The 24,130-nt window shown below is 43.8% G+C and carries 20 protein-coding genes and 1 pseudogene; 12 read left to right on the forward strand and 9 right to left on the reverse strand.

The genetic code is table 11. The features are described from left to right. Positions 1–36 precede the first annotated feature (36 nt). From SIO70_RS13020 to SIO70_RS13040, 5 genes are all read left to right on the forward strand, one after another. Complete coding sequence (locus tag SIO70_RS13020; RefSeq protein ID WP_320581286.1) at positions 37–1,071, forward strand: serine hydrolase domain-containing protein; 1,035 nt, start codon at positions 37–39, stop codon at positions 1,069–1,071. A gap of 38 nt (positions 1,072–1,109) precedes the next feature. Next, positions 1,110–2,669 carry a tetratricopeptide repeat protein gene (locus tag SIO70_RS13025; protein ID WP_320581287.1) on the forward strand — a complete coding sequence of 520 codons (1,560 nt, stop codon included), beginning with the start codon at positions 1,110–1,112 and terminating at the stop codon, positions 2,667–2,669. A 222-nt stretch (positions 2,670–2,891) separates the two neighbouring features. Then, entirely contained in the window at positions 2,892–5,660 is a 2,769-nt protein-coding gene (locus SIO70_RS13030) for a TonB-dependent receptor (protein WP_320581288.1), read from the forward strand. 21 nt (positions 5,661–5,681) lie between these two features. Then, positions 5,682–7,043, forward strand: a complete 1,362-nt coding sequence (locus tag SIO70_RS13035; protein WP_320581289.1) for a hypothetical protein — start codon at positions 5,682–5,684, stop codon at positions 7,041–7,043. A 5-nt stretch (positions 7,044–7,048) separates the two neighbouring features. After that, positions 7,049–8,326, forward strand: coding sequence for a histidine-type phosphatase (locus SIO70_RS13040; RefSeq protein ID WP_320581290.1), 1,278 nt, complete (start codon positions 7,049–7,051; stop codon positions 8,324–8,326). Between the two features lie 41 nt (positions 8,327–8,367). Here the strand turns inward: SIO70_RS13040 and SIO70_RS13045 are convergent, their stop codons facing one another. From SIO70_RS13045 to SIO70_RS13060, 4 genes are all read right to left on the reverse strand, one after another. Then, positions 8,368–8,907 (reverse strand): hypothetical protein, encoded by a 540-nt coding sequence (locus SIO70_RS13045; protein ID WP_320581291.1) that lies wholly within the window; start codon positions 8,905–8,907, stop codon positions 8,368–8,370. 431 nt (positions 8,908–9,338) lie between these two features. After that, on the reverse strand, positions 9,339–11,501 hold the full coding sequence (locus SIO70_RS13050; RefSeq protein ID WP_320581292.1) for a hypothetical protein: 2,163 nt from the start codon (positions 11,499–11,501) through the stop codon (positions 9,339–9,341). 228 nt (positions 11,502–11,729) lie between these two features. Then, positions 11,730–13,625 (reverse strand): AAA domain-containing protein, encoded by a 1,896-nt coding sequence (locus SIO70_RS13055; protein ID WP_320581293.1) that lies wholly within the window; start codon positions 13,623–13,625, stop codon positions 11,730–11,732. 303 nt (positions 13,626–13,928) lie between these two features. Further along, entirely contained in the window at positions 13,929–14,318 is a 390-nt protein-coding gene (locus tag SIO70_RS13060; RefSeq protein WP_320581294.1) for a VOC family protein, read from the reverse strand. Positions 14,319–14,333: 15 nt separating this feature from the next. Between SIO70_RS13060 and SIO70_RS13065 the strand changes: the two genes are divergently transcribed. Next, positions 14,334–15,167, forward strand: coding sequence for a DUF6348 family protein (locus SIO70_RS13065; protein ID WP_320581295.1), 834 nt, complete (start codon positions 14,334–14,336; stop codon positions 15,165–15,167). A gap of 63 nt (positions 15,168–15,230) precedes the next feature. Here SIO70_RS13065 and SIO70_RS13070 read toward each other — a convergent pair whose 3' ends face one another. Next, entirely contained in the window at positions 15,231–15,410 is a 180-nt protein-coding gene (locus SIO70_RS13070) for a hypothetical protein (protein ID WP_320581296.1), read from the reverse strand. A 225-nt stretch (positions 15,411–15,635) separates the two neighbouring features. Between SIO70_RS13070 and SIO70_RS13075 the strand changes: the two genes are divergently transcribed. The 3 genes from SIO70_RS13075 to SIO70_RS13085 all read left to right on the forward strand — a co-directional run bounded on the left by SIO70_RS13075 (position 15,636) and on the right by SIO70_RS13085 (position 17,712). Further along, positions 15,636–16,166, forward strand: a complete 531-nt coding sequence (locus SIO70_RS13075) for a hypothetical protein (RefSeq protein WP_320581297.1) — start codon at positions 15,636–15,638, stop codon at positions 16,164–16,166. A 1-nt stretch (position 16,167) separates the two neighbouring features. Further along, positions 16,168–16,392, forward strand: coding sequence for a hypothetical protein (locus tag SIO70_RS13080; RefSeq protein ID WP_320581298.1), 225 nt, complete (start codon positions 16,168–16,170; stop codon positions 16,390–16,392). Between the two features lie 339 nt (positions 16,393–16,731). Then, positions 16,732–17,712 carry a glycosyltransferase family 4 protein gene (locus SIO70_RS13085; protein WP_320581299.1) on the forward strand — a complete coding sequence of 327 codons (981 nt, stop codon included), beginning with the start codon at positions 16,732–16,734 and terminating at the stop codon, positions 17,710–17,712. 57 nt (positions 17,713–17,769) lie between these two features. Here the strand turns inward: SIO70_RS13085 and SIO70_RS13090 are convergent. Continuing rightward, positions 17,770–18,324 (reverse strand): annotated as a pseudogene (locus SIO70_RS13090) (mechanosensitive ion channel family protein). Positions 18,325–18,425: 101 nt separating this feature from the next. Here SIO70_RS13090 and SIO70_RS13095 point away from each other — a divergent pair. Both SIO70_RS13095 and SIO70_RS13100 read left to right on the forward strand, forming a co-directional pair. Then, positions 18,426–19,451: an SDR family oxidoreductase gene (locus SIO70_RS13095; protein ID WP_320581301.1), complete on the forward strand. Its 1,026-nt coding sequence runs from the start codon at positions 18,426–18,428 to the stop codon at positions 19,449–19,451. A 1-nt stretch (position 19,452) separates the two neighbouring features. After that, complete coding sequence (locus tag SIO70_RS13100) at positions 19,453–19,983, forward strand: flavin reductase family protein (protein ID WP_320581302.1); 531 nt, start codon at positions 19,453–19,455, stop codon at positions 19,981–19,983. An 8-nt stretch (positions 19,984–19,991) separates the two neighbouring features. On the opposite strand, the gene SIO70_RS13105 is transcribed toward SIO70_RS13100, so the two are convergent. Then, positions 19,992–20,153, reverse strand: a complete 162-nt coding sequence (locus SIO70_RS13105; protein WP_320581303.1) for a hypothetical protein — start codon at positions 20,151–20,153, stop codon at positions 19,992–19,994. Between the two features lie 219 nt (positions 20,154–20,372). Here SIO70_RS13105 and SIO70_RS13110 point away from each other — a divergent pair, with 219 nt between their 5' ends. Then, complete coding sequence (locus tag SIO70_RS13110; RefSeq protein ID WP_320581304.1) at positions 20,373–21,704, forward strand: SulP family inorganic anion transporter; 1,332 nt, start codon at positions 20,373–20,375, stop codon at positions 21,702–21,704. A gap of 130 nt (positions 21,705–21,834) precedes the next feature. Here SIO70_RS13110 and SIO70_RS13115 read toward each other — a convergent pair whose 3' ends face one another. Both SIO70_RS13115 and SIO70_RS13120 read right to left on the reverse strand, forming a co-directional pair. Then, entirely contained in the window at positions 21,835–22,761 is a 927-nt protein-coding gene (locus SIO70_RS13115) for a DNA/RNA non-specific endonuclease (RefSeq protein WP_320581305.1), read from the reverse strand. Further along, complete coding sequence (locus SIO70_RS13120) at positions 22,761–23,789, reverse strand: endonuclease/exonuclease/phosphatase (RefSeq protein WP_320581306.1); 1,029 nt, start codon at positions 23,787–23,789, stop codon at positions 22,761–22,763. The genes SIO70_RS13115 and SIO70_RS13120 overlap by 1 nt, the downstream gene beginning before the upstream one ends. Between the last annotated feature and the right edge of the window lie 341 nt (positions 23,790–24,130).

Below are 24,130 nucleotides of genomic sequence, written 5' to 3' on the forward strand. Positions count from 1 at the left end.
TAATAGCAGACCTTGTTGATCATGTACCTTCGAACTATGAGCAAAATAATGATTATCCTACTCTGCCTGTACAGTACGATCGTCTGTGGGCAACAATACGATTTCTCTGCTGTCGATAAATTTATCGAAGCGCATACAGATGCTTATGATAATGGCGTAGCCGTAATGGTATCCCAAAATGGAAAGGTCATTTATAAAAAAGAACTGGGCCTGCATGTAGATGATAAACGACTCATTGCTTCCTGTTCTAAGTGGCTATCAGGTGCCGTGATCCTGTCATTGGTAGATGAAGGAAAATTATCCCTGACAGATACCGTTGGCAAATACCTGCCCATTTTTACAAAATATCACAAAGGGAATATTACTATTCGTCAGCTCTTCTCGCACACATCCGGTTTTCCCGGCAATAGCGATCAGCACTATGAAGGTAAACCTTTTATGACCCTCGAAACAGCGGTCGATTCCATTGCCGCTTATGTTGATATGATTCATCCTGCAGGTACCTACTTTAACTATGGCGGCGTAAGTATGCAGGTGGCTGGTAGAATTGCTGAAGTGATATCCGGCAAATCATGGCAGGCACTCTTCAATGAGAAAATAGGGAACCCCTGCGATATGAATGCGAATTATATTATTATGAGCTTTCGTAATCCAATGATTGCAGGTGGGGTGAGAACATCGGCTACTGATTACATGCACTTCCTTGAAATGATTGTGAACAAAGGCGTCTATAATAATAAAAGGGTATTAAGCGAAGCCGCCATCGCTACCATGCTACAGGACCAGACAAATGGTGCAGCAATAGAGAACACCCCTTACCCCCGGAATCCGTTTTCTCCCCAGCCGGAAAAACCAGTACGCTATGGTATCGGCAACTGGATTGATGTGGTAAGCACTGATGGAAAAATACTGGAAACAAGCAGTCCCGGTGCTTTTGGTACCCATCCGTGGCAGGATGAAGTACACCATGTAGCAGGTATTATCTTCACAAAAACAGAATTAAAAAAGAGTGCCCAGGTAAGTTTGGAAATCCGCAAAATGATCAGGGATATCCTGAATAGTAAGTCTTAACAATTACTTAATATTAAAGGTGTTTCTTTGCCAGCAGTATGCGTATTTTCTTATTGTGCTTATTATTGGCAGTGAATAGTGCATTTGCACAGGAGGTAGATCAATCGAAACAGACTACGCTGGAATTTCCCGACTCTGCCTTTTTGAAATTGAAGGAAGTATATAGTAAATCTATTGAAGAAAAAGATCATGTCACCACAGGCATCTCTCTTCAAAAGATGGGTAATATCTGTTATTACCTGGGCAATTATCCACAAGCTTTGGAATATCATCTCAAGGCGGATAAGATCTTCCGAGAACAAAACCGGAAAGACCTGCTCGCTGCCAACCTGAATGATATGGGTATCTTATATTATTATAACAGGCAGATCCCCATCGCCCGTAAAGAATATGACGAGGCCTTATCTATCTATAAGCAATCCGGAGATGGTGAAGGACTGGCAGTGACCTATGGAAAAATAGGGCACTTATATGAGAAAAGCGCTAAATATGACAGTGCTTTTTCTTACCAGCGCAAGGCTTTGTTGCAATATAGCAGCCTTGCCAAGAAGCAGGGGATGGCCAAGATCTATGAGAATATCGGTAGTATTTACGAAGACCTCACGAAGTTCGACTCCGCATATTATTATTATAGTCATGCATACGACCTCTATGAACAGGACCACGAAAGTGTAGCCAGCATAGAAGTGCTCAATAACCTCGGAGACATTTTCCGCAAGACAGGCCGATACAATGAAGCCCTCATTCGTACCAGGCAGGCGCTGTTACTGGCCGAAAAAACCAATGACCTCTATGAAAAAGGGGCCGCTTACAGGGATTTAGGCAAAACTTACGCCCTCATGCAGCAAAAGGACAGCGCTTATTTATACGCAGAACTCTCCCGCAAAGCTACCATAGATATATACTCTTTGGAAAATAACCGGCAGACCGCCTTTCTCAGTGTCTTATTTGATATTAATAAAAAAGATGCTGAGATCATTGGGCTGGAACATACCCGGGATATCCACATCATTATCACCATCGCCACCATCGTTGTTATTATATTATTATTGGTATTAGGCCGCGTGGTCCTGAGCCGGCAGCGGTTAATGCATGCCACACAGCAGCAACTGATGCAAACGGCACTGGAAAATAAAGACCTGCAGGAAGATAAATTAAGACAGGAACTGGAGATAAAAGGAAAGGAACTGGCCTCCAATACCCTTCACATGATCCAGAAAAACCAGTTGCTGGAAGAATTGAAGGGAAAACTGGAGGTAATGGCGAAAGATGATAAACGGGATCAGAAGAAACAGATTCAACAGGTGCTCCAACAGATCAATGTAAGTTTTAATCATGATGAGTATTGGAATGAATTCCGGGATGTATTTGAACAGATCCACCAGGATTTCTTTGCCAGTCTCCGGAAGAAGAAGGAAGATCTGAGTCATAATGATGTACGGTTGGCGGCGCTTATAAAACTCAATATGAACTCAAAAGATATGGCCACTTTGCTGGCTATTTCTCCCGATAGTTTGAGAGTAAGCCGGTATAGGTTGCGCAAAAAGTTGGGTTTGGAGGAGGGTGAAAGCCTCTCCGCATTCATCCATTCACTCTAACAAACCAAACGGGCCGTAAACAAATGCAACTAAATATGCTACGTTCCTGTTACGGTAACAATTTGTTAATGTAGAATGTAACTATTGATTTACAATTACTTAAAACACCTTGTTGCCGTCTTGTATACGCTCCTGTTCACGCTGTTACATTTTGTTCACGCCTGTTTTTCGGTTTCAAACGCACCTTTTTTCAACTTGCAGCAGCTTTTTAAAACTGCTACAATGAAGCGACAATTCTTTCTTTTCATTATGCTGATTGTTGGGACACTTTCAGCCTTTTCTCAAAAGATCAATCTGACCGGCCAGGTTATTGATCAACTTTCCGGCGAGCCTTTAACAGGTGCCAGCATCACCATCGAAGCCGGAGGAAAACAACAATCTGTAGTTTCCGGGCTCAATGGGTCCTTCATTTTTAGAAACATTCCTGAAGGTACTTACCCTGTACATGTAAAATATGTAGGATATAAACATTTCTCAGGTACCATCTCTGCCGGCGCAACGCTGAAAGTATCGCTGGAAAAAGAAGAACGCGCGCTCCATGCCGTAGACATCTCCGGCAGGCACGATAAAACGACTGCCGCCTCCGCCATGCAGGCCGACAGAAGAGCCAACGTAGTCATGAACTCCGTTGCTGCCAGAACCATCGAAATCTCTCCTGACCTTTCTGTAGCCAACGTTTCTCAGCGTATCTCCGGCGTTTCTCTGGAAAGAAGCACCAATGGTGAGGGCCAGTACCCGATCATCAGAGGTATGGACAAAAGGTACATTTACACCCTCGTAAATGGTATCAAGATCCCAAGCCCTGACAATAAAAACCGTTACGTACCACTGGATATCTTCCCTGCTGACCTGCTGGACAGACTGGAAGTGATCAAATCTCTCACGCCAGACAGAGAGGGCGATGCGATTGGTGGTGCAATCAATATGGTGATGAAAGATGCCCCTGATCAACTCACCTTCCGTGCAAATGCCGCTGTGGGTTATGCAGATAAATTTGCACATCAGGACTTCACGACCTTCAATCACAGCGCTAGTCTGGATGCATCTCCACGTGCTACCAACGCTGCCGGTTATCAGGCTACCATGAAGGATTTTCCAAACAGCGCCTTCACTTACAATACCAAACATAATCCGATCAATACCCTCTTCAACCTGTCTGCAGGCGGTCGTGTATGGAAAGATAAACTGGGCATTATCGTAGCAGGTAGCTATCAGAATAACTACCGTAATGTAAATTCTGTTTTCTTCGATACTGAAACAGACATGAACAACGGCGATGCAAAAGTAACCAGCATCGAATCCAGGAATTACTCTATCCAGCAGCAGCGTAGTGGCCTGCATACCAAATTTGACCTGAAACTGAATGACAGGAACCAGATCAAATTATATGTAGCCTACATGAACCTGGCTAAGAATGAATTCAGAAGCAAGTCAGATACCAACCTGATACTGGGCCGTACCGGCGAAGGAACAGGTCGCATCAGCAACAGCTACAGAACTTACCACGATGTACAGCAGATCTTCAACACAACCCTGAGTGGTAACCACGAGATCCTGCCACACCTGCACATGGATTGGTCCGCTGTATATAGCAAAGCTTCTGACAACAGACCTGACGAAGCTACCCTGAGCCTCACCACCGGTGTAAGCAAGGATGCAACCACTGGCGCACTGGTTCAATCTCCTCTATATCTGGATGGTACTTCTACCCGTGAGTTCACCCGCAACTCAGACCAGGACAAAGCTGGTTACCTGAATTTTACTTATAAAACTGATATCGCAGCTGCAAAGGTTGACTGGTCTGTAGGTGGTATGTACCGCAACAAAACCAGGACCAGCACCTACGATAATTACACCCTTCGCCCTACCGATCCAAGCACACAGACATACGACGGCAATATCAACAATAACAACTTCACTGTATTCAATGGCGAAGGTACTTCTACCAATGCGCTCAACTACGACGCTACTGAAAACGTAGGTGCGGGTTATGCCATGGCAAAGATCACCTGGCGCAGGATAGAACTGACAGGTGGTGCCCGGTACGAGCATACTGAACTGAACTGGAACAGCGCCGTACCTAAAACGGTATCTGGCAAAACCGGTTCTATCAACTACTACGACGTATTGCCAAGTGGTTTGCTGAAATACACTATCGACAGGCATCAGGCAGTTCGCTTATCTTACTACTCCGCTATCAGCCGTCCTAACTTCTACGAAGTGATCCCACACACAGGTGGCGATCCGGATGCTGACTACCAGGAGAAAGGTAACTCTAACCTGAAGAGAACCACTGCCGATAACTTTGACCTCCGTTATGAATACTATCCAAAAGGACTGGATCAGTTACTGGCAGGTGTATTCTACAAGAGACTGAACAACCCGATTGAATACGCACTGGAAAACGTGGGTACCAATGTATACTACATGCCGGACAACTTTGGTAAAGCCAGCAACTACGGTTTTGAACTGGATGTAACCAAATACCTGCGCAAGTTTGGTGTAAGAGCAAACTACACGTATACACACTCTGCGATCACTACTGCGAAAACGTTATATTATAGCACATCTACCGGTACTTCTCAGAAACAGGTAGATCAGACAAGACCATTGCAGGGCCAATCTGCACACGTGGCAAACGTTTCCCTGTTGTTCAAAGATGACAACAAACTGGGTCTGAACGCACAGCTGGCACTGGGTTATACCAGCAGAAGGATCAACACCGTATCACAGTTCCTGGATAACGATATCTGGCAGAAAGGTTTTACACAGATGGACTTCTCTATCGAAAAGAGATTCTGCAAGCGTTTTGCTGTATATGCCAAGGTGAACAACATCCTGAATACACCTTACGAACTGGAGATCAGGCAGCCTTATACTGCAAGTGGTATTACAGGCAGTGTGCCTTACCAGACATTGGGCAAGAACACATTTGTTCGTAAAGATACTTATGGTGCAAACTACCTGCTGGGTGTAAAATTCAAATTATAAGACCAACAAAATAAGATCACAATGCAAACAAAAAATATATTGCTGTTAGGCTTACTGGGAGTTGCTTTCAGTGCCTGTCATAAAGAAGAATCTGTAAAGGTATCTACGGCTTCTGTAACAGTAGGCCAGACTATTACGTCCGATACATTGACCGGTTCTGTAAAAGGAACGCTTCAATCAGGTCGCACCTATTACTTCAGCTCTGATATTACGATCAATGCGGGCGATACTTTACTCATGCAGGAAGGTACCAGGCTGATCGCACTGGGTGATGGTAAAACCACCGCTACCAGTCCGCAGATCACTTGCAATGGTACATTCATCAGTTTAGGTACAGAAGATAATAACAACTTCATTACCGTACTGGATAGCCTGCGTACCACATCGAATATCGGTGCTGGTTTCTGGGGTGGTATTCAGTGTGGCGAAAGCAGTGGTGATGTAATCATTAAATGGACACACCTGGAATTTGCTGGTGGTCCTGCAGGTGATGCAGCTGATCCGGCGGTATTTGCTTCCGGCGATCCGCGTAACTTCCTCAGTTATACAAATATCGATGGCCAGGTGATTGTAGAAGATTCCTGGTTCTATGGTAGTACGGACGATGGTATCCGCATTCTGCATGGTAACATCAGTTTTATGCGTAATACTTTTGAAGCCTGTGGTAAAGCAGGTGGTGAGTCGCTGAACATGAAAGCCGGTACTGTAGGCGATGTGGCATACAATGTATCGATCGGCGCTGCTACTAATTCCTTCAAAGTTTCTAACAGTGGTGGTGCGACTGTGCAGACAAATGTGTATGTTTACAATAACACGATACTGAATGGCGGTATGCGCCAGGTAAAGTCAGGTCGTGGTGGTTCTATCAACTATGAAAAAGGTGCGCAGGGTAAGATCTATAACAACATAATCGTAAACTGTCGCTTTGGACTGAGAGTTACATCAGATGCGGATACTACACACATTGCGCATAACAACCAGTATTATTATGCCAATGCACAGTACATGATCAAACAGTTCAATTCAACTGATGGTGTGGCCAGAGCAGGTAGTGCCGACATTAGCAGCGCATCAGTAAAAGATAAGAATCCTCTCTTTGGTTCATACGATGTAGATCAGTTTGATTTTTCTACTGTGACACCTCCATTGGATATATCAAAAATGCCATTGACGATCCTTACGGCACAGTCTTACAACTGGTCACTGCTCCCGGGTTCTCCTGGTCTGAGAAAGGGTGATGCAGATAGTTTCCAGGCACAGGCGAAGGTAACGACAGGGGGTACTTATGGTGCTACTATTCTTCAACCGGGTGTGGATATGGGTGCTTATCAGTCTGATGGAACCGGCAACCAACACTATACTACAAGTTTGGCTTCTAAATAATGAGTATGTATAAGATCGTATTCTTTTTATTGTTGAGTGTGACTGCTGTAGGGCAGGGTTATACAGGCACAAAGACACCATATCCGTTTAAGCAGGCGAATTATACACCGGTACCGAAAGGGTATACGGCAGCGTATGTGAATTACACAGGCAGGCATGGAGCGCGGTTTATGACGAAAGCAGGGAGTGATGTAAAGTTGCTGGCGTTACTTAATAAGTCGGCACTGACACCACTGGGTGATAGTCTCAAAGTGATGACAGCACAGTTCCTGGAGATAGAGAAGGATAATTACGAGAATATCAGTTTGCTGGGCGATGCGGAGCAGCATGCCATAGCAGAGCGATTAATAAAAAGGGAGGCCCCTGCTTTCAAAGGTCGTGGAGTAACGATAGCGGTAACGCATAAAAAGAGAACAAGACAGAGTGCGGATGGATTCCTGAAAGCATTTGCAGATTACAAAGGAAAGATAGCGTTTAAGATGGTGCAGGACACGAATGAGAATGTGCTTCGGTTTTATGATCTTTCACCTGCGTATAATGCATTTAAAGATGGAAAGGTGATTGCAGAGAGAGTGGATTCATTGCAGCAAGACCCGCTCTCCCGGAAAATAGCGGGTGACATCTGTAAAAGAATCTTTACGACTGCCCTGCCAGAAAAAGAACAAACAGCAGTCGCAGAATGGTTATATGACCTCTACAGTATCCAGTTTTCTTTGGTGATGGAAATGCAGCAGGCAAAGGTGCATTTCGATTTCGGAAAAGCTTTTACACAGGAAGAGTTGCAATGGCTGAACAAAATAAACAATGCGGCAGATTTTCTTGAAAAAGGTGCAGGGTTGGATACATTAGGTATACAATCAAGAATTGCAGCGCCTTTGTTATTGGATCTGGTTACCTCTACCGATGCGCTGACAAAAGGGAAGCTGAATAAAGATGCGGTGTTAAGGTTCTCGCATGCAGAAGCGATTTCTCCATTAGCTACGCTGATGGGAATTAGGGAAGCAAGCGTACCCGCTGCCAGTATTTATGATTTTGATAAAAACTGGAAGGCAGAGAATATTATTCCATTGAGTGCGAATATTCAATGGATCATTTACAGCAATGGAAAGCAATTCCTCCTCAAAGTTTTACTGAATGAGAGAGAAGTTGCATTGCCTGTAAAGACTACTTGTTATCCGTATTACAAATGGGAAGATGTAAAAAGCTACTATTTATCTAAATTGAAAAAAATAGGAGTGAAGCCCGGTGATGATATGCACAAGTATCTATTGCAGGTGAAATAATAAATAACTGGCCGTCTCATACATCAATGAGGCGGCTTTTTTTATGTGATTAGTAATTCCTTCACTGTTTCATTCCCCGGTAAATCCACCGCCACTACAATCACCTTTCCTCCTGGCGGCAACACATTGACTTTATAATACCAATCCACGCCATTCCGGCCTAATACAGCAGCACCTCTTTCAAGAATGACACCATCATTGTCTATCACCCGTACCTGCATTTCTGCTACCCGGAATTCATCTTTAGCAGTAACTACCACCGTCTCTTCTTCGAACCTGATATGCTGCACCTCAGGAGACTTATAAGCATCCTTTACAGCCATATTATAAGCATTCTGTCCGGGTCCTGCCAGCGACTTATAATAAGCTTTCAACTCCGGATCCTGGATGATCACCTTCGCATAAGCTGCCGCAACGCGCATTTTAAACCTCGCTGCCAACTGCTTTTTTGTCGGTTTTCCCTTTGATGGACCGCGCTTTTTCGCAATGATAATCTGGTCATTCCGTTCGTAAATCGTGAATTGCTTTCCAAGGGTACCCCGGACGGCATAGAGGAGTAAGTTGTCTTTAACAATAGCCATAACAAACAATTTTGAGGTTATGTGTTCAATATTAAAAGAATTCTTTCAAATAATAATGCGACAATAACGCCAAATGAGTACTAATACGTCACTTAATTATCACTTCAATATCCAATTGATATATAGATGTCCTTCTAATGTCCTTATAGTATCCTTATAATGACGTTAAAGAGAACTTATTCTCCTGTTGTCCGGATGGATGGTGAATATGCCTTCGGGAGTATCACACAGAAACGTACTGGAGAAATATGGTATTCAATACGAAGTGATCAGTGGCAATTGGGAGGAACGATTTGAGCCGGCTGTAGGGTTAATAAATCGCCTTGTAAACTTTCGTTCACAAGGCGAAAATTTTTCAAGCGTCACACACAGTTATTAGAACAAACTGTGGGGCAGATGTGGCCTGTTACTTTCACAACTACTAATAGCAACTATGCGTTAGGGCACTTCTGCGATACAGAGAATCCCACAGCCTTCACTCCATACCATGGGAACTGTGTATTACTGTTCAATATCACCCTTGTATTTGCTGAGATACTCAATGCATATCCGCAGGTATCCATATTCGCTACATCCAGTGACCATGGCAGACTGCTATCACCCGTATCACCGATACTATTGTAGTAGTGATTCAGTGGTGTAGGTGCTGCACCATTTGTATGCGATGACGGCTGCAGACTGAAATCCCAGTTTGCAAAGAATGGATGTGTAGCACGCAGCTCACCATTGATGATGTGTTTCGCTTCTGTCTTATCATAGCAATGGCAATCGCCGCCGATGATGATCAGGTCCAGCGTTTTGCTGAAATCCAGTGTGGTATTCGCAGTAGGACTAATCGTTATTGGCTCGTTGCAAATCACGATAGAGAAGGTATCCTTGTGAACAACACTGCCCGATGCATCCGTGTGTGAGAAACGAATCGTGTAATTACCGTCCGCCTGTCCACCAGTGCTCCAGCCTGCGAGGTAATTGTATTCATTGTAAATACCCAGTGCCGGATTTGCTTTGTAAATAAACCAGCCATCGGCAGGGTGCTGCGCATCGCTGTATTCCAGGTTCGGATCAGGATTGAAATCGATCATTGCAAAACTTTCAGCAGTAGACACCGGGGCATAAGTAGAATCAGCTGCACCAAATTGCTTGTACTCGATCTTGTATTTAATCTCACCATTGAAACCATTACGGTCAATGATACCATGGAAGCTCACCCAGCCACCATAAGGACGGTTATTATTTCTTGTGGGTGAAACAGATGCTGCATTTACCAGGAAGCTGGCCGGATCGATGGCATCGCGGTCCACACCACCCACCAGTGTCAGTTCCGCATCTACATGCGCTGCCTGGCTTGGACGGATCTGTACCACTGCATCTATCCTGTTACCCCAGGTGTTCAGTGTATTCGGATTGGTAGTAGAAGGGAGGGAAGACCATGACAATACTGCACGTACCCTGATAATGTTCGGTGTTGTACAGCTTTTAATACGTCCTTTCAGATTAATGGGCAGGTCTACATTATAATACAGACCATCTTCAGGAATATTGCTGATATCATGAACGGTTACACTGGCAGTACCCAGGTATTGGGTGAAGGTGCCGTTGTTGTCCCAGTCAGCCCAGAAAGCCACATGCTCCTGCGAACCTGCATGACACATGTCGCCACTAAAACCGCTGTTCTTCTTTACTTTGATTACAGCGCCCAGTGTATCCTGTGCGGTATTCAGACCTACACAGGTCAATTCTTCAAAGGTCACATCCGCTTGTCCTACAGGCTGCAGAATGATTTTGGAGATAGCGCTGATATCTACTTTCAGCTGCGCAATATCTGTCAGGTTATAGCCCGAAGCAGCTTTATACAGCTTGGTGCCGTTACTGATCTTCGCTATTACAGAAGGGTAAAACGTACGGTGATCGGGTACCTGTGCTCGCTTGTAGGTCGTGTACAATTGCTCTAAAGGTGGCACAGGAGCTAAAGCTGGTAATTCAACTTTTGCCTGCAGGTCAATGTTCGCCAGAAAGTCTGGTTTCTCCTTCACATTCAGGGCGGTGAAGATATCATTCCAGATGATGAACTTTTTGCGGGGCAGTTGAATATTCACATCTTTCACATTGCCATAGTATGGCTTGTCGTTTGGGTTAGCAGAGGGGATGCTGTTCCATGATAATACCGCTCTTACAGTTGGTATCACGGCCTGGTTACAGGCGAGGAAGCGGCGGTATTTCTCATCATTGATGTACAGGAATGTCATGTACTTCAATGGATGTTGCGGACCCGCAGGTGCTTCAGAGATGTCAGCTACCTTGAAGCTGGTGTATCCCATATCCTGAAAACCGCTGCCATCTTTGAAGTCTACAAAGAAGCGGACGTATTCTTTAGAGCCATTGGTACAGAGTCCTCCGCTGTAACCGGTGGCTTGCTTGATGCTTACAATCGCTTCCAGCTTGCCTTTGGAAGGATTGTAGCCTACGCAGGAAAGTTCTTCCCATGTAGTGTTGGTGTTGGTGATAGCAGGCTGTGAAATGAATGACTGCAATAAAAAGGTCTGGCGGGTAAATAGTTGCTCCGCTGACAGACCGGGAATCTTCAGATTTTCCATGACGTTTTTTTTGGGGTGACGAAACTTAGCTTTGTTGTGGTGAAACAAAGGTAGATGTCCCCAAAAGAAACGCCTAGCGTATTAATACGTGATTTGTGTAGGTAATACTTCTATAAACTTGAAATAAAAAAACGAGGGGGTATCATAAATTCAGATACGGCCTCGCTTTATTCGGGTATCAAATGTATATTCCCTCGTTTATTTGTATATGCCTGTGGGGGGCATTAATCAACTATCCATAAATTCCCACGCACTCTGGTAAGCATCCTTCCCTTCTGCATATGCAATGAAGTCAGCATAGAACGGCAGCTGGGATAGCGTGGCACTATCTCCAATCACCACCAGTTTCTTCCTGGCTCTTGTCATCGCCACATTCATACGCCTGATGTCAGAAAGGAAACCGATCTTGTTATCACTATTACTTCTCGTCATACTGATATACACAATATCCCTTTCCTGGCCCTGGAAGCTATCGATTGTATTCACGGATATCCTGTTTCCAAAAGGCTGTAATGCCGGTGAATGCTCCAGTTGCTCTTTTAACAGTTGTATCTGTTGCTTATAAGGAGAGATAATCGCAATACTGGGGAAATCCGCAGGTTTGTAATGTGTGTTCAATGTATCTACAAACTGGGAGAGGTGTTTAAACAGGAACGCAGCTTCTTCCGGATTTGTGGTACTGGTACCTTCTGTCTTTTCCTCAAAACCACAACCAGCTGTATCTACAAAAGACAAAGGACTATCTGCAGAGAAGAGCAGGTGTGCTGCTACAGAAGCGTGTGCTTTCAGTTTATCCTGATAGAAGATAGCAGAAGAATAGCCCATGATAGTCGCATGCATACGATACTGTTCTTCCAGCAATACGACTGCTTCAGGATGCAACTCCGTACACTTCTCCAATAATGTATGTGCAAGACCGTTACGCGCGGCTTCGTCCGATTTGATAGTTGGAGAGAGCTGGCAATGGTCACCGGCCAGTACCACTTTCTCTGCTTTCAGGATGGGGATCCAGCAGGCAGGTTCCAGTGCCTGTCCGGCTTCGTCAATCACTACGGTATGGTACTTCAGTTGCTTCACGGTATAGTGGTTGGCACCGACTAAAGTAGCCGTGATCACCTGAGCTTTATTTATAAGGTCTTCAGCAATATAAGATTCTGTGTTTTCCACAGCCTTCATAATATTACGTGCTTCATCAAAGAGGGCTTTGCGTTGTTCACGTTCGGCCTTTCCAAAGTTCCGTTTGTATTTATGCGCCATGTCCCTGAACTCACCCGCCTGTTTGCGCAGGCGCTTCACTTCTTTCATGCTGTTGTGTTCAGCCATTTTGCTATCGAGGGTGAGCGACATGAGTCTTTCAGACACCCTTGCAGGGTTACCTACCCGGAGTACATTCATGCCTTCGTCGGAGAGTTTTTCACTCAGTAAGTCTACAGCCGTATTGCTGGGGGCGACTACGAGGATCTGTTTACGATCCTGTGCATACAGGGCTTTAATAGCCTGAACGAGCGTCGTGGTTTTACCGGTTCCCGGAGGGCCGTGAACGATAGCCAGTTCATTGGCGGCCAGAATTCTGTTCACAGCGTCCTGCTGGGAGGCATTGAGCCGGGGATGGGTGAACCTGGGCAGTTCATTATTAAAGGTAGGCGACTTTTCACCAGTCAGGATTTGTACGAGCTGGTTTTTATCAGCTCCTGATGCCTGTTTTAAGGCATTTTGCATCTCATCGTAGCTGTTGTCATCAAAAGACAGGTCGATGCCTAATTTTCCGTCATTTGCCCATTCCGGGAGCTCATCGGTGCGTAAGGTGATTTTCAGGCGGTTACCGCTTTGGTAGGAGACGGTGCCTTCTATATTATCTTTTTTAGGATCGTGGTTGGAGAACAGCACGGCAGATACGCCAAAGCGTAGCTGATGTGAGATGTCCTGGTGGGTGGTACGTTCTACTTCGACGGTCAGGTAGTCACCGCGGCTCATTTCGGTTCCCCTGATAGCAATAGGGTACCAGGAGAGGCCATTGGCGCGGCGTTCGGCTACAGATGTTTTTTCCGTGAGTGAAATATACGACTGGCGATCTTCTTCTCTTTCAGTCTTCAGCAGATCCAGCAGCTTTTTAAAATAATCCATGGGCGCAAAGGTACGCCTTTCAGGAATTATATGCTTTTCCCGGGGGGATTCGATTGCTGACAGTGAATGACCGGAAGGGTTGGCTACATGTCTTTCTCTGGCGATTCGATCACCGACAGTGAATTACCAACAGGGGTGCTACATGCCTTTCTCCGGCGATTCGAACACCGGCAGTGAATTTCCAACAGGGGTGCTACATGCTTTTCTCCGGCGATTCGATCACCGGCAGTGAATTACCAACAGGGGTGCTACATGCCTTTCTCCGGCGATTCGAACACCGGCAGTGAATTACCAACAGGGGTGCTACATGCTTTTCTCCGGCGATTCGATCACCGACAATATATTCCCTGCAGGATCCTCAAACCAGGCAATCAATGGCCCGCCACCCCTGAAAATCCCCTTATCATCTGTATTTAACTCCCCGCCATACTTTATGAACCGGACACCCTTACTACTCAGCTCATCCACAGCCTGATCAATATTGTCTACCGGGAAATTCAATACCGTATAAGAAGCTGGGGTATGCGTAGGCTTAGGGTACACGAGTACTTTTGAATCGTTATTTATATGCAGTTCCATCACCCCCATAGGTCCATCCGTCACTTCCATCCCCAGTTTCTCCTGGTAGAAGGTTTTCGCTTTTTGAATATCATTGACAGAAAATCCGCTGAAGGCTTTGCTAGTTTTAATCATAACAATGGGGTTTAATTGAACAAACAATTTAAGCATATTCTGGCAGGGGGCCATGCACCAACCACGGCAATTAATAGCCAAAAATTTAATAAGTTTGTCGAAACTAACCTGGAAACCCGCATGGAAACGAATGTACTTGTACCCACTCTGGCAACCCATCTGGCAAACGCTATTCAATCGTTTGATTTTGAAGTACCTGTTACCCTCACCATCGAAGCTGTAAACGATACCGTTCATTTGCGGGAACTCGAGCTTGAAATTGTTTGTAACGTATTAGGGGAACAGGACCACGGCAATGATGTAAAAGTATATCACCTGGCCTTTCTGATCCGCCTGAAGGGAGACAATATCATGTATGAAGAAATGGCTGCTATCGGCACCGATCCCGAAGAATCAATGTCACAGGGAGCCTACACCTTTTTCAGGGGTTTCCTCACTGGCTTCTTCCAATGTCTGCTTGGTTATTATGAGCCTGTCTATGAACTCAAAAGTCCCACCGGCGATGAGTTCCATCTCAACTACAGTCACCTGCAGGTGCAGGGTGCCTTCATGGATGATATGGACGGGCACCAGGACAACACTTTTCCCGACATTCTTTATCCCGCTATCAAAGAAGTATTTGAAAGAGAGATCACTGAACCCGATCATGATTACAAAGATTTCTACTGGATTAAAATTTACCTGAGCAGGCAACCCGGAGGTACATTTATCGGAGAATGTCGTTTCGATAACAACATATGGGATTATGCACTCAATGAACTCATTGAATACGATTATAAATTATGGAAAGAAACAGATCGTTTTCTGGGAAAGAAGCAATTCATTTTTATCCGCCGATGTCCTAAATGACAAATGCAAAAAAAAACAGGCAGTGTCGTATGATACTGCCTGTCTGCTTTTTAGAAAAAAACACTATTTAAGTGGTTTGTGCTGCGGCTGTAACGTGTTGTTACTGTTGTCCGTCTTGTTTGTATCCGCAGTCTTCCTTTCATTTTTATCACCTTCCTGCATTCTTCTGCGTCTTTGATCATCAAAGGCCTTTTGCCTGTTTTGTTGATCCTGGGAAGGATGTTGATCATTTGACTTTTTCATAAAATGAAGTTTTAGTGAATAGTAAGGATAGTACAAATAGAGGGCCAGTTATTTGCCGGCTTCATCCGCTTTTATTTTTGAGATGGATGTTCGGGTTGTTCTTTTGTCTTATCCATAAAATGAAATTTTTAGAGTGTGAATTTATTTTAAATGGGTAGTGCAAACCTGGAATCATGCAAAAAATGGCATGGCCTCATTATTGTTATTTAGAAAGAAAATAATGTTATGGTAAACAAGAAAACAAATACAACTGATATACAGGATTCAAAGCATGATCAGGATCGTATGAAATCAGAAACGACAATGATAGACATGCCTGAAGTAAATGATATACCCGGTCAGGAAAATGTAGAGCCGTTGCCGCCAAATGCTGGCCGTGTGCCTACCCCCGCCTCCGATGATGAAGAGGGATATGGCGTACTCGACGATTTGAATGGCAGTCCAAAAGATGCGATTGAAACAGACGATGAACAACTGATCACTGATGAACGTAGCAATGTATCCCGTCAGGAAAGACAGGATCTATATGCAAGTGCAAACGTCACACCTGGCGATGAAGGCGCTGGTGATCTGAAACGCGCCCAACTGGATAATGTAGATGATGAGGGTGAATTACTGGAAGAACAAACCGGTCAGCTATCAGGTGAAGACCTGGATGTACCTGGTAGTGAATTGGATGATGACAATGAAAGCACAGGTGCAGAAGATGAAGAAAACAATTCGTACAGCGTAGGCGGTGACAGAAATGAATTATAATATGAAGCACACATCTCTTGATAAAGAAAAGGTACAGGTAGATTTCACTTCTATGAATCTACCTGCACCTGTTCTCAATTTTCGTCCAGACGTATATACAGACGGCGATATGTATTATTGCGTATTAGGGGCAGGTACAGACCAGTCAGTATTTGGGGAAGGTAATACAATAGAAGCAGCCCTATTGGACTGGGAAAAGGCTTATCATGAGCAATCAGGTAAATAGGTTTTCCTGGTACCTACATTCACTTACCAACCTGTTTCTTCAAGGTAGGTAAAGGATCCCGGCGATCTGTGCTATTGCTTCATTTGTTCCCATGGTTCCTATAATTGGGGAACAACTTGCTCAGCCACTTCCAAACCCTGCTGCTGAGACGTACTTTCATATGAATAAATACCCCCATTACAGGCGTTCCTTACCCATTGCGTACTGTTGGTTTGCTTCTTGTTATTACTGGTAAAGGCATTAACACTATCAGACGAACTTACCACCTGTATGCTTGGTTATTTCCACTCAATAAAATTGGGACAAATTCACTTACTATAAAATCAAATTTCTCATTGTATGACAACCCGGGTTGGTTCTGAATCCAGATTGAAAATCTTTACATGGCATATTCATGGTAGCTATTTGTATTATCTGTCACAGGGGAACTATGATATATATATCCCGGTAAATGATGAGCGTACACCCGGTTATTATGGTCGTGGGAGGACATTCCCATATGGAAGCAATGTAATAGAGATACCGGCTGATATGGTAAAGAGTTATGACTTTGATGTCATCATGTACCAGTCAGTCAAGAATTATCTTGTAGATCAATACGAGATCCTGACACCTGCTCAGCGCAGGCTACCCAGAGTATACCTGGAACACAATACCCCGCTCAAAAGCCCGTTTGGCACCCGCCATACGGTTAATGATCGTCGCATCTGTCTCGTGCATGTAACACACTATAATAGGTTGATGTGGGATAATAACCGTACTCCTGTTACCGTGATAGAACATGGTGTTACAGATTCAGATATTCCTTACACAGGAGAACTGGGTAAAGGTGTCACCGTTATCAATCACCTGTCACAAAGAGGTCGTGCACTGGGTTGGGATGTATTTCAGCATGTAACGAAGGAGGTGCCAGTAGACCTGGCAGGTATGGGCAACGATGCGATAGGAGGGGGCGAAGTAGCGTTTGCGCAGTTGCCTGCATTCAGGGGTAAATATCGTTACCTCTTTCATCCGGTACGGCATACCAGTTTAGGGCTGGCAGTATGCGAAGCGATGATGCAGGGATTACCCGTTATAGGGCTTGCTACTACAGAACTGGTCACGGTGATTGAAAATGGGGTGAATGGTTTTATCCATACAGATATAGATTTTCTCATTGATAAAATGAAATTGCTGATGAATGATCCTGAGCTGGCTGCACGGATGGGAAAAGCGGCAAGGGAGATGGCGCTCAGGCGGTTTAATATAGATCGCTTTACAGCGGATTGGGATAATCTATTCCATACTGTTTGCAATAATGTGAAGGAGAAAATGATGTAAGAGTTATTTCACATAAAAATGAGCTCTTGAGATTTGCTTAAAAAAGACAAGCTGTTTCTATTGGATAACCAGGGAAAAACAGGCTGTATCAAACTTATGATACAGCCTGTTTAATTTGATGATGACTTCATTTGATAACTTGGAATTCGGGATAATCACGGCCCTGTTATCAGTAGTGATAATGATTGTATTGAATAACTAAATAGAACTAACAATACCTGTTTGTCCCTGCGCATTGATCGTATCACCTGCTTTATAAGGTTTCAGTAATAATATAATAATACCACTGGTGAAGTTCTGCAACGTACCGGAAAGCGCCAGACCGGCCGCTACACCAATAGATCCTACTAAAGCAGCAAAGATGGTCATGCGGATATCCAGTAATCGCATGACACCCAATAATAAAAATACCTGTAATACTGTTGTGATCAATCCTGTGAGGAATGGGCGTAGTGTGGTGTTATCACGATGCTTCATCAGGGTTCTTAACAACCACCTCTTAATGATATGTATCACCCATTGTCCAGCTAATAGAATAAACAATGCAAGTGCGATTCTGGGTCCATAGAGAACGAGCCAATGGTAAGCGTTCTCAAGCATTTTATCCATCATAATCAATCCGGTTTTTCATTTTCAGTATTAAAATATCCTACCAGTCTAAGCAATCACGTGGCCTCATCTTTGTACTTCACTAAGGATAAAAATATAACTTTATGAAACCTGTTAATATAGAGAATAGAAACAAGTATGCGCTTATAACAGGCGCTACCAGTGGAATTGGTTTTGAATTGGCGAAATGCTTTGCAAATGATGGTTACAACCTGATCCTGATAGCACGAAATGAAGAACGATTGAAAGAGGTGACAGATGAGTTGATGAAAAGTTACACGGTAGAAGTCACTCCTATAGCCAGGAATTTATTTGCACCGGAAGCTGCTGAAGAGATCTACGAACAAACAAAGAAAATGGGTATTACTGTAGATGTATTGGTCAATGATGCGGGGCAAGGTGAATGGGGACCATTCGTAGATACCAGCCTGGAGCGTGACATTGATATCATTCATCTGAATATCATCGGTCTGGTGTCACTCACCAAGGTATTTCTGCGTGACATGGTGCGTCGCAACGAAGGGAAGATCCTGCAGGTAGGGTCAGAGGCGGGTACTACGCCAATGCCATTGCTGGCAGTATATGCTGCTACCAAAGCATTCGTCCTGTCATTCAGTGCTGCCCTGGCAGATGAGCTGCGTGATACAAATATTACTATCACAGCTTTATTACCTGGAGCTACAGATACAGACTTTTTCCACAAAGCAGGGCAGGAGGATACTGTCACTTATAGAGAAACGAACCTGGCTTCTCCTGAGATGGTGGCACAGGATGGATTTAAAGCCCTGATGAAAGGTGAGCGGAAAATTATTTCCGGTAATAAAACTAAATTACATGTGTGGATGAATGATCTGCTTGGCTCAAAGATTTCTGCAGCTAATGCACGTAAAGCCAATGAGCCAAGTCATAATACTGCAGGAGAGAAACTGCCGCAGCATGAGGCTTCGTTGAATGAGCGGGAGTATATCACCCAGCATAATGGGGAGAGAGATGGTGATCTGATCACAGGGCGTAAATACAAAGACAGGCCCAATCCAAATGAGCCTGTGTTGACAAAAGAGAATTTACCTGATGCGACAAATGAGTCTACAGGAGTAATAGGTTCTGGCCAAAGACAAGATTCAAACTAAAATGAAAAAAGATTTTCCGGTAGAGGATGTAAGGAGATTCTTAGAACCCACACCTACAGTCCTCGTTACATCTGCTTACAAAGGCAAGCAAAATATTATGACAATGGGATGGTACACTGTAATGGAGTTTGTACCATCCCTGATTGGTTGTATGATCTCAGGGAGTAATTATAGTTTCGGCCTGATCAATAAAAGTGGAGAATGTGTGATCAACATCCCTACTGCTGATATCGCTAAGAAAGTAGTTGCAGTGGGGAACTGTACGGGTGCAGATACAGATAAGTTTGCAGCAATAGGCTTCACTGCCGAGGCAGCCAGCATCGTAAAAGCACCATTAATAAAAGAATGCTTTGCCAGCTTTGAATGTAAAATTCATGATCGTAAGCTCATCAATGCTTATAACTTTTTCATCTTTGAAGTGGTAAAGGCGCATGTAGCTACCCGGCCTAGATTTCCTGAAACTATCGCCTACAGGGGCGATAGCCAGTTTGTACTTTCAGGTAAGAATATCAGCATTCATTCAGACAAGTAATAGGTTGATCACTTCAAATAATACTTCCGGTGATAAATGTTCATCTGGGAGTTGCTTGGTTTATTCAATAATTCAGGCAAAAAGTCTGCTGTAGCGAGTGCAATCTGTTGATGAATATACCCACGGTGGTGCTTAAGGAGGTTAAAGAAGATGTTTGCTAATGCAGGCATTATGCGAAATTAATTGAATCCCGGGGAAAATCGAGTAACTTTGCGCCCCGCGCACGCATAATACATCAACATGGCCTACCTGAATTTATTTGACTTTAAGCAAAAAGTCGATTACAAAAACGAAATCCTGGCTGGCCTTACGGTAGCCATGACCATGATTCCTGAATCTCTGTCCTTTGCAATATCTCTCCATTAACTGGCTTATATGCCGCTTTTATCATGGGCCTGGTTACTGCCGTTTTGGGTGGGCGCCCCGGTATGGTATCGGGTGGTGCAGGAGCGACAGTCGTCGTATTGATTGCATTAATGCAATCCCATGGTATCGAATATGTATTTGCCGCTGTTATGCTGGCAGGACTTATACAAATCTTAGTCGGAGTATTTAGATTAGGGAAGTTTATTAAACTCGTACCTCAGCCGGTGATGTATGGATTTGTAAATGGATTAGCCATCATCATCTTCACAGCACAATTACAACAATTCAAATTAGCTGGTGGAGAATGGTTGTCAGGTTCTCCTTTATACATCATGCTTGGCTTGGTATTATTAACCATCGCGATTGTCTTCTTCTTTCCTAAATTGACGAAAGCAGTACCTGCATCACTTGTCGCCATCATCATCATATTCCTGCTCGTATTCGTTTTTGGGATACACACCAAAACCGTAAAAGATATCGCAGCGCTCAGCGGCGGTTTTCCTCCATTCCATATCCCAGCTATCTCCTGGACCTTTGATACATTAAAACTCATCTTCCCGTACTCCCTTGTAATGGCAGGTGTAGGCTTAATAGAATCGCTCCTTACATTAAATGTAGTAGATGATATTACCGGCACCAAAGGCCGGAATAATAAAGAATGCATTGCGCAGGGTTCTGCAAATATCTTAAATGGATGCTTCACCGGCATGGGTGGATGTGCTATGATCGCGCAAACCTTTGTGAACCTCTCCGCTGGTTCCAGAGCGCGGCTCTCCGGCATTATTGCAGCCATCACCATATTGATGGTGATCTTATTTGGTGCGCCCATCATTGAAAAAGTTCCCATGGCAGCGCTGGTTGGTGTAATGATGATGGTAGCTATCGGTACCTTTGAATGGATCAGTATCCGCATCATCAACAAAATGCCCCGTCACGATGTCATCATTGGTATTCTCGTGGCCCTTATCACTGTATGGTTGCACAACCTTGCCCTGGCTGTACTTGCAGGCGTGGTAATCTCAGCGCTTGTTTTTGCATGGGAAAGTGCGCATAAATTGCAGGTAAAAAACTATATCGATGCAAAAGGGATCAAACATTACGAAGTAAATGGCCCGCTGTTTTTCGGTGCCATCAGCACTTTCAATGCGAGCTTCGATATTGACAATGATCCGGAAGAAGTCATTATAGATTTCAATGATAGTCGCGTTACAGACATGAGTGCGATTCAGACATTAGGTAAATTAACTGAACGGTATAAACAAGCCGGCAAGAAACTCCATCTCCGCCATCTAAGCGATGACTGCATCGCAAAACTCACAAATGCAGAAGGCGTAATCGATGTAAACATTATATAAAAAACGAACGGTATTAAAAATTCAGATTTAGATTTTCCTCAAGAAAATCTAAATCTGAATTTTTAATACCGTTCGCCCCTCCGAAAGCATTGAGAATTTCCCGCAGGGAAATTCTCAATGCTTTCGCTATTTATGGCACGTATACCTTAGCCTTTAAAGCCGTTTGCACATCCGTCGGTAAGTTACTCAACAAACTATACCCCGTAGAATCTTCAATCGCCTTCACAGTAGTAATATATTCCTTCCAGTTAGTAGATACCGTCGTATTATCATTCGGTGTATCAATCGCCACAACAGTAGCACTGCTGGTGATACGGCTCAGATCATTATCTCCCACAGGAATCACTACTACTACCTTCCAAACCTTCCTTGGCACAGTCACATTTCCACCATCAATCGTAGTTGCCGCACCCGCAGAACCAGTACCACCTGTACCATAACTACCCATGATAATAAAACACTCATTCGCACTCCCCGCCAGCGTATTCCTTGTATAATCCTCAAACGTAGCCCACGCCTTCTGGTTATTATTCGGCGCCTGCGGAATCATATTACTCATCAGGAAAGTAGCCTCATTCGCAGCAACAGAACTCGTTCTATCTCCTGAAGGACAGTTATGTCCCCTATCAAATCCTGAACTGGTGAAACTCGTACTCTGCACCTGGTAAAATGTTGAAGGCAACTCTGTATCCGCCCTGAAATCATCCGTTCTTCCGGAACTTCCCACATCACTCGCCTGCAAATGCCAGCTCACCCAATTCGGTCCGCCACGTAAACTATTATAAGATCCAACCCAATAATCCCTGTCAATTAAATAGTTGGCCGGAAACTCTATACAAGGTTGTGCACTTGAGGGGTTTCCTAATAAGATATGACTATCGTCACTTGTATTAGCAGTATAAGTCCCGCATGTATCAGCAGAAGACCCTCCACCTGAATAGCGAATTGTGTCTGGTGTACTCGCAGCCGGTTTTACCGCCACATCTCCCTGTTTCTCACAGGCAGCAAGGATCAATAATAAGAACGCAGCTGGCAATAATAATTTTTTCGCTTGCATCAATTAGCTTTTATAAGAGTAATGAAAGTTGGAAAGTGGTCACTAAAACCCCCCATATAGTTGTCAAAATCAAAAGTGCGCTTAGGATACCCCTGATATCTGCCAGAAGTCTGAATCATATCGTCTCTCTTGAAAATATTCGCTTTGTAAAAGTGATAATGCCCATCATCCTTATTCAATAAATGCTGAGACATCACAATCTGATCAAATAATGCCCATGAATCCTGGTATGCCAGTGTACCAATCCCTTTTTTGAAAAACGCCATCCAGGGATTAAACAATTCATTCTCTTTCAATTTCTCCGCATCACCTTTTGCTTTCAATACACTGGTCATACTTTCATTAGTAGGATTGTCATTCAGGTCACCCATCAACACCACATTTGTATTCGGATCTATCCGGAACAGGCTATCTATAATATGTCTGCCCACACCTGCTGCAATGGCACGTCCCGGTGCAGAAGCAGCTTCTCCATTACGACGTGATGGCCAGTGATTCACAAAAATGTGATACACTTCACCATCCAGGTTCCCTGTCACCCACAATACATCACGGGTGGGATAGCCATCTGGAAGTTGCACTGTGAGTGACTTGCTACTTATAACAGTAAAATATGCAGGGTTGTATAACAATGCCACATCGATACCGCGTTTATCAGGAGAGTCATAGTGTACGATCTTGTAAGGTAGCTTGCCTGTATTGATCATGTCTTTCAAAACTCCTTCATTTTCAATCTCTGCCACACCTAAAACAGCCACGCCATCCGGTGAAAATTGTTTGCCCATGTCAGTTACAACACTGGCCATGTGCTTTACTTTGTCCTGGTATACTTCACTCGTATACCCCTTTTTTCCTGTTGGTAAAAATTCATAGTCGTTTACATGTTCCTGATGGATTGTGTCGAAAAAATTTTCAAGATTGTAAAACCCGATGTTGATCACCTTGTATTCTTTTTTCTGTGCCCATAGGGATAGTAGAGGACACAAGGATAAGAAAATCAACTGGTTGATAGCTCTTCTCGATGGCATTTGGATTATTTTAGTTCACGTATTCCGATATAAAAACGGGTGCAAAGAAAGTACAAGCATTCTAGGTAGTAAGCCCTAAGAATGTTAATAAATTATTAAATGCGATGAAACGAATTTAACAATATTTTGTAATTTCAAAAATCGTATACTTTTGCGACCGCTAGTAAAACAAAACATAAATAAGCAGGGGAAGCATTATGTCATGAGCTTAGAGTAACTATCAACATATGTGAACATGCTGTTGATCCATTTTTCGTGAACTAATCGCACATAGCAAATACATTTTAATAAACGGATTCATTTCCGGGTAGGGGATTCTATTGCATTTATTTTTTAAACAA

Origin of the sequence: Chitinophaga sancti (assembly GCF_034087045.1) — a bacterium.
Taxonomy (GTDB): domain Bacteria; phylum Bacteroidota; class Bacteroidia; order Chitinophagales; family Chitinophagaceae; genus Chitinophaga; species Chitinophaga sancti_B.